Origin of the sequence: Bradyrhizobium manausense (genome assembly GCF_001440035.1) — a bacterium.
Classification (GTDB): domain Bacteria; phylum Pseudomonadota; class Alphaproteobacteria; order Rhizobiales; family Xanthobacteraceae; genus Bradyrhizobium; species Bradyrhizobium manausense.
This window is the reverse complement of sequence record NZ_LJYG01000042.1, coordinates 79,514-90,187: the sequence shown is the minus strand read 5'-3', so window position 1 is coordinate 90,187 and position 10,674 is coordinate 79,514. Positions and strand designations below refer to the sequence as shown.

The 10,674-nt window shown below is 57.4% G+C and carries 15 protein-coding genes; 4 read left to right on the top strand and 11 right to left on the bottom strand.

The annotated features are described in order from the left end of the window. Positions 1-684: 684 nt before the first annotated feature. The 8 genes from AOQ71_RS09210 to AOQ71_RS09175 form a co-directional block, all read right to left on the bottom strand. A complete protein-coding gene (locus AOQ71_RS09210) occupies positions 685-1,191 on the bottom strand; it encodes a hypothetical protein (RefSeq protein ID WP_057744793.1) in 507 nt (168 codons plus the stop codon). Continuing rightward, entirely contained in the window at positions 1,188-1,796 is a 609-nt protein-coding gene (locus tag AOQ71_RS09205) for a DUF5677 domain-containing protein (protein WP_347336690.1), read from the bottom strand. Before AOQ71_RS09205 ends, AOQ71_RS09210 begins: the two co-directional genes overlap by 4 nt. Before the next feature lie 306 nt (positions 1,797-2,102). Then, entirely contained in the window at positions 2,103-2,309 is a 207-nt protein-coding gene (locus AOQ71_RS09200; RefSeq protein ID WP_157083442.1) for a hypothetical protein, read from the bottom strand. Positions 2,310-2,320: 11 nt separating this feature from the next. Next, positions 2,321-3,205 (bottom strand): nucleotidyl transferase AbiEii/AbiGii toxin family protein, encoded by an 885-nt coding sequence (locus AOQ71_RS09195; RefSeq protein ID WP_057744783.1) that lies wholly within the window; start codon positions 3,203-3,205, stop codon positions 2,321-2,323. Beyond that, positions 3,198-3,842 (bottom strand): type IV toxin-antitoxin system AbiEi family antitoxin domain-containing protein, encoded by a 645-nt coding sequence (locus tag AOQ71_RS09190; protein ID WP_057744779.1) that lies wholly within the window; start codon positions 3,840-3,842, stop codon positions 3,198-3,200. Before AOQ71_RS09190 ends, AOQ71_RS09195 begins: the two co-directional genes overlap by 8 nt. Before the next feature lie 316 nt (positions 3,843-4,158). Then, positions 4,159-4,737, bottom strand: coding sequence for a hypothetical protein (locus tag AOQ71_RS09185; protein WP_057744775.1), 579 nt, complete (start codon positions 4,735-4,737; stop codon positions 4,159-4,161). Next, a complete protein-coding gene (locus tag AOQ71_RS46615) occupies positions 4,738-5,565 on the bottom strand; it encodes a hypothetical protein (RefSeq protein WP_063958216.1) in 828 nt (275 codons plus the stop codon). Between the two features lie 13 nt (positions 5,566-5,578). Continuing rightward, on the bottom strand, positions 5,579-5,989 hold the full coding sequence (locus AOQ71_RS09175; RefSeq protein ID WP_057744769.1) for a PDDEXK family nuclease: 411 nt from the start codon (positions 5,987-5,989) through the stop codon (positions 5,579-5,581). Positions 5,990-6,293: 304 nt separating this feature from the next. On the opposite strand from AOQ71_RS09175, the gene AOQ71_RS09170 reads away from it, so the two are divergent. From AOQ71_RS09170 to AOQ71_RS09160, 3 genes are all read left to right on the top strand, one after another. Beyond that, positions 6,294-6,635 carry a RodZ family helix-turn-helix domain-containing protein gene (locus AOQ71_RS09170; RefSeq protein WP_057744766.1) on the top strand — a complete coding sequence of 114 codons (342 nt, stop codon included), beginning with the start codon at positions 6,294-6,296 and terminating at the stop codon, positions 6,633-6,635. After that, entirely contained in the window at positions 6,625-7,884 is a 1,260-nt protein-coding gene (locus AOQ71_RS09165; protein ID WP_057744762.1) for a type II toxin-antitoxin system HipA family toxin, read from the top strand. Before AOQ71_RS09170 ends, AOQ71_RS09165 begins: the two co-directional genes overlap by 11 nt. Before the next feature lie 87 nt (positions 7,885-7,971). Then, positions 7,972-8,532, top strand: coding sequence for a hypothetical protein (locus AOQ71_RS09160; RefSeq protein WP_157083441.1), 561 nt, complete (start codon positions 7,972-7,974; stop codon positions 8,530-8,532). A gap of 409 nt (positions 8,533-8,941) precedes the next feature. Here AOQ71_RS09160 and AOQ71_RS09155 read toward each other — a convergent pair whose 3' ends face one another. Then, the gene (locus AOQ71_RS09155) at positions 8,942-9,682 is read right to left on the bottom strand and encodes a hypothetical protein (protein ID WP_057744755.1); all 741 of its coding nucleotides are present in this window, start codon (positions 9,680-9,682) and stop codon (positions 8,942-8,944) included. Then, positions 9,663-9,797: a toll/interleukin-1 receptor domain-containing protein gene (locus tag AOQ71_RS49915; RefSeq protein ID WP_347336689.1), complete on the bottom strand. Its 135-nt coding sequence runs from the start codon at positions 9,795-9,797 to the stop codon at positions 9,663-9,665. The genes AOQ71_RS09155 and AOQ71_RS49915 overlap by 20 nt, the downstream gene beginning before the upstream one ends. On the opposite strand from AOQ71_RS49915, the gene AOQ71_RS45895 reads away from it, so the two are divergent. Beyond that, a complete protein-coding gene (locus AOQ71_RS45895; protein WP_162268338.1) occupies positions 9,732-9,902 on the top strand; it encodes a hypothetical protein in 171 nt (56 codons plus the stop codon). The two genes, AOQ71_RS49915 and AOQ71_RS45895, sit on opposite strands and share 66 nt — an antisense overlap. Before the next feature lie 292 nt (positions 9,903-10,194). On the opposite strand, the gene AOQ71_RS50190 is transcribed toward AOQ71_RS45895, so the two are convergent. After that, on the bottom strand, positions 10,195-10,434 hold the full coding sequence (locus AOQ71_RS50190; protein WP_430648613.1) for a DUF6894 family protein: 240 nt from the start codon (positions 10,432-10,434) through the stop codon (positions 10,195-10,197). Positions 10,435-10,674: the final 240 nt, after the last annotated feature.

Here is a 10,674-nt window from a genome sequence, read left to right as displayed (position 1 = left end):
GCCGCTGCCACCGCCCAACCGGGCAAATCCAACAGCCGGGGCGAACTCAGGACTGGATAAAACTTGGGGGCAAGGTCAGAGGATTTGTTATCCCGGGGCTTCTCGGTTGACCGAGTGAGATCCACACAGCAACCCAAATAAGCGTCTGTTTTACGGGAAATCCCGTACTGGACCGATTTGCGTGTTCTAAGATTCGGAGAAAATTCGGTTCTCCAGACCCATTTGACACTAGGTTTGATGGGTGGGCGGACCTCTCCGTTGGCGGAAAAGCAGGAAAACGGCCGTATTTCTGACCTCTCTCCAGATTGAAGTACGAGATCATTTCGGTGGAATGGCGGAGCGAGAGGGATTCGAACTCGCGACACGGCACTGAGCACATTTAGGTGCACCGATCAAAAGCGCCGCCAGCTCGCGGGAGTGTCGCAGATTTCAGCGTGGCGACTGGGTGGCGATTCCCGACAAACAAAAAGCCGCTCATCAGAGCGGCTTTCTGAATTTACGCTGCAAAGACAGCGACTTCTTTTGGTTGCGGGGATAGGATTTGAACCTATGACCTTCAGGTTATGAGCCACTGCCGAAGTTGGAAAAACCTGAATGAATTCAACGACAGGTATCTCGCTATGTGCCAATTTTGTGCCATGCAGGATTTCCGGCTGGGGATTATTCGGCACCGCAAGTCCTAGGTTAAGCTTGCGAAGCGAGGCTGCGGCAGGCTTCTTGTTCCTTCCGATTGAGTTCCGCGACGTAGGCCTTCAGTTCCGGATTGTCGTCAACGGCGAAGAAGCGCAGCGGCAGCGGGATCGGCTGGCCGCGCACGACGACCGGATCGGCGGTGTCATCGGGCAGGAATTTGATCTTCTTGCCGTGGTCGAGCGGCGCATGACGCGGATCGGGATAGGGCGTCACGTCCACGAATTCCCCCTTTGGGGATACCCACACCGCATGATGGGTCAAATAAATATAGAGCGGGTGCCCTTCGATCTTCTGGGCAAAGCGGTGGTGGAACGTGTAGCCGCACTGCGCGCTGCCACGGTCCTCAGCAATCTTGCGCGCGACGTTGCGAAAGCAATCGGTCGGCAGAGCCCATGGCTTGGGCTGGTGAGTCACCAGTTCGATTGGCTGCTGGCTCACTTCCTTGCCAATCGCGGCAAGAGTGGCGTCTGAGAGCGATCTGACGAGCATGGAGATCACGCGGCCTTCGGCGGCATATTGGGAAAGGCTCCTGGCAATGTCGCGAAGCGCTGCACCTCTTGCTTGATCCTGGCGGTGATGTCGGGACGGCCCGCGCTGCCCGCAAAGGGATCGGCCGCCCAGAGAAACAGCAGACAAGCCGCGCTCAGCGTCTCCACAAGCCCTTCCGGTCCCGGCGCGGACTTGAAAGAGGTTATCTGCCCCTTGGTGTCAGCTAAGACATAGCGGTCGAGAGTATTGAGGGTCGTGTGCGTGCCGTCGGATAACAGCGAGCGACACATCAACTGGTAAAGGTCGGGGCAGCATTTCAGCGCCACATCGGCCCAGTTGACATCCCGCAGCTTCGCGCCCTTTGCTTTTTCCATGGCGTCCACCGATGCCAGCACGGCCTTCATTGCGGCCACATCCTCGGCCCTGTAAGCGGCAAGATAGGCTGGGTCGTCGAGAAGCACGCGCGCGGCCTTGCGCTGGTTGTAGTGGTGGGCCTCGATCAGCCGGTCGACGAAGGCGGCATCGGAATGCAGCGCATAGATCGCTATGGTCCCCTCGACGCCTGATCGGAGAACCGTTCGCGCATCACCGACGAGCCCGCGTTCTGCGAGCAGGAGCGCCGACTAATGACTGGTGAACCCGCACAAACAACCCGTGTATGGCGAAGGCTGCATTTTCTGAGCGCGCGGTGGTCGCGTTCCGCAGCAGATCGAACCCGATGCGGTTCAAGTCGAGCGCGTAGTCGAACCATGCCTTGGTCGGCGCGGTGGTGTGCGTACCGCGCGCTGAAACGGCTCAAGGTCGGGCGAGAAAAATCCATCAACTTCAAACGACATTCGAGCCTCCGGCCCACCGATGTAACTCCCCTAGATAGGGCGATGGGGACCGCCTTCAAGGTCCAGCCGCCGGGATTTCAACGGTCATGCCGTGATGCCGATTATCGACATGTCGATGATGATCGGCATCCTGATGCTGATCATGATCCCGATGCCGGTAGTGCTGCTGGTCCGGCGGGCGCTGGTGATGCCGCCGGTGCCGATGATGATGATCTTGATGCTGATCGTGCTGCTGGTGCTGCTGGTGCTGCTGCTGGTCATCATGATGATCATCGGCATGATCATCATCATGGTCATTCCAGTTAGATCGCCTTCTCCCCGTCCTTCAGGGCGAGGGCTTCTTTCGCCTGCGGCATCAAGAACTCCGCGAGCGTCTTGGTGACTTCCGTCAACGAGCCGGGGTCAACGGCGACCTGCTTGGTGAACGCCGCCCACTGATCCTTCTTGCCGGCGTCCTCGGTGAAGGCCGCGGTGAACGCGTCCGGCAGCGCGGTCGGAATCTCGGTCTTACGGCGTTCGAATGTCGCCTTGATGGCGCTGGCCAGCGCGTCGCCCTCGAACTTGTAGGAGCGGGTCAGCACCCAGACGTCATAGAAGTCTTTCAGACGGCTGTTCGCGAGGCCAAGCGCGACCATCGCCTGGAACTTCTCGGCGATGACGGTCTCGCGCGGATAGGAGCGCAGCTTCGGCGCCGGAAAGTCCAACAGCACCGGCAGGTCGGCTTCCTGCACGCCCGGTTCCACGGCATCGCCAAAGGCGATGTCGATCACGACGCGAACGCGCGCGTTATCGACCGTGGCATTACCCTTGATCCGGACGCCGCCGTATTCGTTTTCGTCGCGGATGCGGTCGACGGTGAAGCTGGCCGGGTCGAAGATGACGCCGTCGGCGGCGTCGACGGCGGCGATCTCCTTGAAGATCGCCAACAGCACGTCGGGGTCGGGATCGCCAGAGCCGAGAAGGTCGAGGTCGCGCGTCGGCCGGAACTGGTTGTCGACCCAGGTCGCGAGCAACATCGCGCCCTTGAGAACGAAGCGGTTGCGATAATCCGTCGAGCCAAGGCGATAAAGAAGCCGCTCCAACACGTAGCGGGTGAGGAGAAGGTCGAATGGCTGGTTGCGCTCCTTGGAGAGCGTGAGCAGCCGCGCGCGAACCGAAGCCGCGACATTCTTGGGTGGGTTAGCCATTGGCGGTCATCGCGTCCATATAAGGTTGCATGGCCTTCCAAACCCCGGCCTTGCGCGCGAAATCCGCGATCTCCGAAGGCTTGGCCTTGCGCGTTCGCAGGGCCTCGCGCAGGCCTTCGAGCGCGAGGTTGAGGCCAGTACTGTGACGATAACGTGTCCCGGCGCTCCGCCGGTAGCGAAAAAGATCGACGACGGTCTTGGCGGGGCTGAAGATCTTCACCGGGCAACCTTCGATCGTATGAATCTCCACGCCTTCCTGAAGCCGCTCCGGGTTGAAGCGAACGAACTGCATGGGCGGGTTGGTCGGAAGCGGTTGCCGGTCTTTGGGACCGATGGCGAGCCAAACCATCGACGGAATGGTGTCGGTCAGGTCATGGAAAGCGAGCGCGGAGATCAGCGCGACGACCCCTTTGGGCACGCGCTTGGCGGCTTCGGCGAGGGAATGATGCGTGTCGATGGGCGCGTCGGGAAGTTGATAGAGGCCGCGGCCGAGTTGCACGACGAGGCCCTTTTGTTTCATGCGGGCGATGGTCGCCGCCGTGACGCCCGCCGTGGCAAGCTCAGAAAGGCGCGCAATACCGCGTTCCTTGAGGAACTCAATGGCGCGGTCCTGTTGTGTCGAAGATGGCTTGGCCATGGCTTTTGATCCGATTTGTCGGATATGATCTATTTATATCCGACATTTCATATCATACGGAACTTCCGCTAACAACACGTAAACCACCACCCAAGCTAATGATAAATATAAGACTTTTATCGAACCCGAGCAAAACGAAAGAGAGCGGCGACGCTTCGATCAATGGCCGCCGTCCACGGGCGGGAGCCGTCGCTATAGTTTCTCATAGGGCTCTCCCATCGCCCTGCGGATTTCCAGACAATCGTCGCAGAGGCGCAACGTGCCCGTGGTGCCCGCCGGCCGAAACGGCTTTGCAAGTCGATAGTCATCCGCAGGATCATCGCCGCAGATCGAACAAACATCCTCGCGGCCGGCGGCGTCGACCACGAATTTCGTTTGCGCGGCTTGAACCGGGTCCCATTGATGAAGCGTGGCGAACCATTCGGACGTGTGTGGGACGTGAAAGCGCTCGATTCCTGCAGTACTCTTCGCGCTGCTTGCGTGGCACCTCCGCGAGCAACACATCGTCGTACTGCCAAGGATTCCTTTCGATGTTGACTTGCCAGAGGTTGAGATAATCCGAGGAGGTCAGCAAGTCCGCGATATACGCATCATCGGCGGGGTGATTGACGAGATGCAAGACAACATCCTCGATGGTTTGGATGCCCTTGTCCTTCTTCCTCGCCCCATCGAGAACCGTATTCGTTGCCTGACGCATCATCTCGGTTGCATCGCTGTAGGCCGCCCAACGTTCCGCCTCCTCGTCGGTTAGCGTTTCTGTCGCGTTCAGTACCGCGACCAGGAGGTTGCTTCGCGCGAGGTCGGCGGGCGCGCAATAGTTGGGGTCACTCACCAACTTGACGCCGGTCAGGATAATGTCGCCGCGAGATAGCGAGGCAGCTCGTAGCCGTTTCATCTATTTCGCTGCCTCGTCATCTTCTTTGGCGACGCGCTTGACGCCGAATCCTAGGACCCAATGCTTTCCGCACCCCTTGCACGTCCAGTGAACGCCGGGCTTCACTTCGTCGGACCAAATGGAAATGGATTCGGAGCAACCCTCGTTCCCGCAAGGCATCGGAACCATCTTCGGCGTTGCCAAAACCTGTTGATCCCCTTGAGGCGAAAGCACGTCCTGCGCTTTGCATTCGAAGCAGGTCACTTCGACTTCGCTTTTGCCATGTGGCATTCGCTTTCTGACCGGGCTCTCACACCGCCCGCATGCAAATTCGGTAAACACCCCGAACGTGGCATTCCAGATCGGCGAACCGAGGACGACTTCCAGCGCCGCAATCACTTTTTCGCAGCGCGCTCGAAGTTTTGTGCCGCCGGGCATCCCTCCCTTCATGAATTGGGCCAACGACGGAACGTGCAAGTAATTTCCGATGGCGTCGTAATGCTCCTTGAGATCGGCCAGGGTGAACACCGTGTCCGTTCCTAAGAACTGCAACTTGTCGGGCGGCGGTTCCACGCCGTAGGTTTCCTCTACGCCCACGGCGATGCTCGCGCTCATGCCGAGCGAGGGATCGATGTCATGAAGGACCTGCATGAGCTTACGCGGTTGCCACGTTTTATACTCTTCCGGTGGCATCTCAGCTTTGAGTGCTTGTGCCCGGTCGTAGGTGACGGCCTCCATGGGAAATCGTAGCTCGAGCGCGGCATATTTGCGCTCGTCCTGTAACGCTGCGAGCTCGGCTTTCGCCCGCACTAGGGCTTGCTTGGCCAAATATCGAAAATCTGCATTCATGAATCTGATCCCATCATCTGGAAAGCGCTGGTGCGGATACCTTGCACGCGGCAAAGCATCCGGCACGAACGCTTGCAGAGACGGCGTTGACGTGATCCGTGATGTAGATGTCGTTGTCAGCCGTGGTTGCAAGAATATAGGTGGTAAGTGGCGGCTCGAACTTTTTGGCTTCCTGGATTTCCGCGTCAATTTCGGGGATCGTCAGTTTGGTAGTTGGCCAATCGCGCTTACCTTTGCACTGAACGGCCGCGTCAGCGCCGTCGTCCTTCCCGTAGACGTCGACGCCGTGTTGTCTCTGCCCGGCGCGACCGTAGCGGACGAGTTGATTGTCCTTCCAGATGCGCGAAAAGAGATCAGCGCAAATCTCCTCGAATTTGTCCCAGCTCGGCGGCGGACGAAGCTGTTCGTTGTTGGCGTCAGACATGTTTTTGAATTCCGACCCGCCTTGTTATTCGTGACTGGTGGCAGCCTTGTGGTGGTCCGGTGGTATGCCTGCCGAGACCGAGCCATAAGGGCTCCCCGAATAGAACATTACAAGAACTATCGCAACTCATAGCTGCACCTTGGCGCTCAATAACCGGTTGATAAATCTGGCCTGATGGCGCGTAAATGCCCTTAAGAGCAATTTATTGGCAATTATAAGCTCTTAAAAGCAAGTCGTTGCAAAATGCCGAACTTACTATATGCTCTTAAGAGCACCATAAATCAACTATCTGGCCTTTAAGAGCATGGTAGCGACCAACAAACTTCAAAAGGCGCCGCCCTTCCACGTGTCGCGGGCCCTCAAGCAATTGGGAACCGATCTGCGGACCGCACGCATCCGCCGCAACATGACCATGGAGGACGCAGCCAGCAGAATCGGAACGGGCCTGCGCGCTGTTATGGACGCCGAAAAGGGCAAAGCCTCGACGGGTATCGTGGTCTATGCCGGGTTGCTGTGGCTCTACGATATGCTCCAGCCCCTCGAAGAACTCGCTGATCCCTCAAAGGACAAAGAAGGAATCGCATTGCAAGCGACGCGGGAGCGCAAGCGGGCTCGCAAACCCGGGGGGCTAGACAATGACTTCTAAAGGCAACACCGAATGTTTCGTCTACATCACGCTGCCCGGTCAGACTGAAGCGGTAACCGCTGGACGTTTCCAGCTCGCCAAGGATCGCCGCGGCAATGCTTTGGGCCGGTTCGTTTACGGCAAATCGTATCTCTCACGGGGCGATGCGGTCGCGATTGATCCTGTCGAGCTTAAGCTTTCGGGAGAGACCTACGAAACAGGCCGACTGAATGGCGTCTTTGGCGCGTTGCGCGATGCAGGCCCAGATTATTGGGGTCGCCGCGTCATCGAGAAGCATGCCGGGGTTCCTCAGCTTGGTGAACTCGATTGCTTGCTGAACTCAGCCGACGACCGCGCAGGGGCGCTTGGTTTTGGGCTTGGTCAACAACCTCCCTCACCACGTCGCAAATTCAACAAGACGCTCGAACTCGCAAAGCTTCAGGAAATCGCCGAAGCCTTGATGCGTGAGGAAGATGTAAAAACCGAGGAGGCCGCACAGGTCCAAGACTTGATGCTCCTAGGCACCTCCATGGGGGGAGCCCGTCCGAAAGCTGTCGTCGAGGACGACGACGGACTTTGGATCGCAAAATTCAACCGTCCGGACGACCGCTGGAACAACACGCGCGTCGAGCGCGCGATTCTTGAATTGGCCAAGGCTTGCGGTCTTCGCGTCGTTGAGAGCCGCGTCACCACCGTCGCAGCAAAGGACGTTCTTCTCGTCAAGCGGTTCGATCGAACGAAGACGGATAAGGGATATATGCGTTCGCGGATGATCAGCGGGCTAACCGTGCTGCGCGCTGAGGAAGCTGTCGAGATGCGAGACCGCTGGTCCTATGTATTGATGGCCGAGGAGATGCGCCGGGTTACGCAAGAGCCGGAAAAGGATGCCAAGGAACTTTTTCAACGCATGACGTTCAATGCGCTGATTTCCAACCTGGATGATCATCCTCGCAACCACGCGCTGGTCGCCAAAGAGCGGGAATGGCAGCTTTCGCCAGCCTATGACCTGACGCCGTCTCCGGTTATCTCGCAGGAACATCGCGATCTAGCCCTGGAGGTTGGCGACCAGGGACGATTTGCAAATGCAAAGAACGTGCTGTCGCAACACGCCCGCTTTCTGCTGGATGCCGAAGAGGCCAAGGCGATTGTCTCGAGCATGACCGAACAGGTGCGCGCCTCGTGGTACGATGTTGTTCGCGGTCAAGGGGTCAGCGAGAAGGACGCCGAAACGATCAAGGGCGCCTTCGTATATCCGGGCTTTCTGACTTAGAGTGAGGGACGATTGCTTCCCACTGACTACTTGGATTCGATTGCGTCCCTGCGGCGAGATGCTAGGTCATCCTCCGTCCCTTGGCCAATGCCAGGAAAGCCCGATAGCTTTCCAAGCTTCGATAGCTTTGCCGAATGGCGATCTTTTCTATTGCAATTGAATTTGAACGTCGGAATTCCGTACATCGTGAGCGCAAAGTTCGAACGCGCTCAGAAGCTCTACGTGCTCGCATGGCTTGATTTCGACTTGATCAAAGCCGGCGAATTGGTCGGATTAACAGCGCTAGAGCTCGCGCTGAACGACAGGTATGGCGGCAAAGAATTACTGAGGCGTCGACAATTCGTCGCTGAAAAGGCCGAGCAAGAAACGCGTCCCCTCAGGAAGGGCGAAAAGTGGTGGGTCGAGAACGCGACTTTTGCCGACTTGCTCAAGTATATGGTCGAGCATGATGGTCTAACGGATAGTCAGGTGCCGATGAACCAACGTTGCGGATCACCATCGAGCGTAATCGGGCTTCTGACGGGAACAACGAGGCCGAGCCTCGCCGAGATCCGTAATGACCTGGCGCATGGGATTCCGTTTCGCGAATTGCCCTGGGCTGGCTTGCTCGAATTGATACGAGATCTTATCAACTACGCCTATCGATAGCTACCCGTTTTCCGCACGGCAAAGATCGCCTAGCCTTCCGGCATGTACGCAACGCGATTCGCATCTTTGTTGGCCGAACAGATCGGCCAGACTGGCCTCTCATCGCGCGCGGCAGATGATATGTCGCAGCGCTTTGAGAGCTTGCGAGGCTATCGCTTACTTCCATTAGGTCGCGCGTAGAATGTAACACCTCTTCCTCCTTCGCAGATGGCCGCAACAATCCTTGCAACGGTTACCTCCAAACCGTGCTTTGCCGGTCTTGGTGGGAAAACCTTGAGCAGCCTTCGTCCTGTCGGAGGTGCTGATTCTACGCAACTTAACATTCATCAATCTGGCGGTCGACACGCAGGTAACATGGCCACCCGTTGAAACTCTCGTTCATTTCGAGGGCTACCGCTTGATACTGATTCTACGTGCTCAGCAGCTTCAGAAGCTCCGCCAAGGTTACGAATTGAACTCCAAACTCAGTGGCGCGCCATGCTCTGTTTGCTGGATCGAAAATCGAAGTGCCCGCGGCACGCGCCAGATCGTTGGTGCACAGAATGTCGTTCCGATAAGCGATATGGCTGGCAACCAGTTCTCCATCAGCCCATTCAGCGCATGCTTTCGCGAACACTTTTTCATTGTAGGACGTGCCAGGATGCGCGTTCCAGCCGCCAGCAGCATCAAACGCAGCCTTGCCGACGCCCCGGGCTTCAATACGTGCCGCAGCGTCGATTTGACGTTGCTCACGTTCAGGATCGCTGGTCTGCACGAAAAGAGCAGGGTCACGGATATCCCCTGGCGAAGGTAATCCCAACCAGGCAAGGCCACGCATAAGCCGGACGCCAGCGGCGAGCGCGGCTTTCAACTTAGGGGCCTGCATTTCGGGTAAGCCTGGATGGATTGCGTCGTTCGGTCCGAACGACATGATTGGAATACAGGGCTTGCCGTTCCTAACCACGGTAGAATACGCAGACTGCACCGCCATCGCGGGTTCCGCAAAATAGGCGGCTCGCTCGCGTTTGCGAATCGCTTCAATTCGGAAGCCCGCTTCGCAAATGAAACCTGTTATTCTTCCGGTCGAAATCGCCGACTGAACCGGCTCCCATTCACGATCGCTCGGATCAAAAACCTGCTCCCAAGAATTGCTATCGAAGGTAATTTTCATTGCCTGAATCCGAGCTAACGAGAAGCAGGATGATATCGTCGGTCTCGATATGTCGATCGATTTCTGCGGCGAAGTCCTGGCCGGCGTCGATGCGTCGGTCATGCCATACTTCAATAACTCCTTGACATTTCAGAACCGAACGCTGCTTCTCGAGCTGATCGCGCAAGACCTCGTCAGCATGGAATACGAGAAGAACAAGCTTGCCATGACCGCTCTATGAGAGCGAATCCGTTCGCCTGCCTGTCGCTAATGTCGGAGTTTTCACAGCACGGATCGCGAATGACGGCGAACCTCTGTGAACGGGCGCGGATTTTTCGTGGAATGATTATAGCAGAGTTCACCAAGGAGAAGCAGAAGCCCTGAGCGGACGATTGGGGACAAGCATGGATTCCACCACGTACGCGGTGATCGAAGGTTTTCTATGGTGATCTGGCAACAAAAGCTTCCGCAGCCGAAATATGCCTGTTCCGTTCATCTCCTGCTATCAATCGGCCTCCGAAATTGCATTTCGATCACAACCGAGGCGCTGTTCGATCACGAAAGCTAAATGTTGCCTCCAAGACCGGGCCCCGATCATCGCGAACTTCAACTGCCATGCGATGCTGTGGCCCGCCTCTGCCGCATTCGCGCGATATCTCCGAGAGCGCAGCAGTGGCCTCCTGCCGCGCAGACTCGATGTCCGGCAGCTCGACACCTTCATCGTCACGGATGAATTGACCGCCGTCGCGGATATCAAAATAGTATCTCTTCATCGCAACCGATTCACGAGGCGACGATCGAACAACTCTCGCAGTTCCAGATGATCTGCCTGCGCGCTTGAGGTTCTGCTGCATGGTCCAGCGCCAATCGTTTCCTGCAAGAGTGTGGCAGGAGCTGTTTTGTCTTAGATCAAGGCAAGGCGAGCGGGATCGAGCAAAGCAGCGCGATCCGGCCGTAGCCAGTGACAGGATCGTGATAGGGCATGCAACGCTCTCGATTATCTCAAACGAGAG

Bases quoted from the DNA above. Each gene is read 5' to 3' on its own strand.
- AOQ71_RS09190 (WP_057744779.1), bottom strand. From the start codon at position 3,842: ATGGCCAAGCCATCTTCGACACAACAGGACCGCGCCATTGAGTTCCTC.
- AOQ71_RS46615 (WP_063958216.1), bottom strand. From the start codon at position 5,565: ATGAATGCAGATTTTCGATATTTGGCCAAGCAAGCCCTAGTGCGGGCG.
- AOQ71_RS09165 (WP_057744762.1), top strand. From the start codon at position 6,625: ATGACTTCTAAAGGCAACACCGAATGTTTCGTCTACATCACGCTGCCC.
- AOQ71_RS09175 (WP_057744769.1), bottom strand. From the start codon at position 5,989: ATGTCTGACGCCAACAACGAACAGCTTCGTCCGCCGCCGAGCTGGGAC.
- AOQ71_RS09155 (WP_057744755.1), bottom strand. From the start codon at position 9,682: ATGAAAATTACCTTCGATAGCAATTCTTGGGAGCAGGTTTTTGATCCG.
- AOQ71_RS09185 (WP_057744775.1), bottom strand. From the start codon at position 4,737: ATGAAACGGCTACGAGCTGCCTCGCTATCTCGCGGCGACATTATCCTG.
- AOQ71_RS45895 (WP_162268338.1), top strand. From the start codon at position 9,732: ATGTCGATCGATTTCTGCGGCGAAGTCCTGGCCGGCGTCGATGCGTCG.
- AOQ71_RS09170 (WP_057744766.1), top strand. From the start codon at position 6,294: ATGGTAGCGACCAACAAACTTCAAAAGGCGCCGCCCTTCCACGTGTCG.
- AOQ71_RS09195 (WP_057744783.1), bottom strand. From the start codon at position 3,205: ATGGCTAACCCACCCAAGAATGTCGCGGCTTCGGTTCGCGCGCGGCTG.
- AOQ71_RS09200 (WP_157083442.1), bottom strand. From the start codon at position 2,309: ATGATGATGATCATGCCGATGATCATCATGATGACCAGCAGCAGCACC.
- AOQ71_RS09160 (WP_157083441.1), top strand. From the start codon at position 7,972: ATGCCAGGAAAGCCCGATAGCTTTCCAAGCTTCGATAGCTTTGCCGAA.
- AOQ71_RS50190 (WP_430648613.1), bottom strand. From the start codon at position 10,434: ATGAAGAGATACTATTTTGATATCCGCGACGGCGGTCAATTCATCCGT.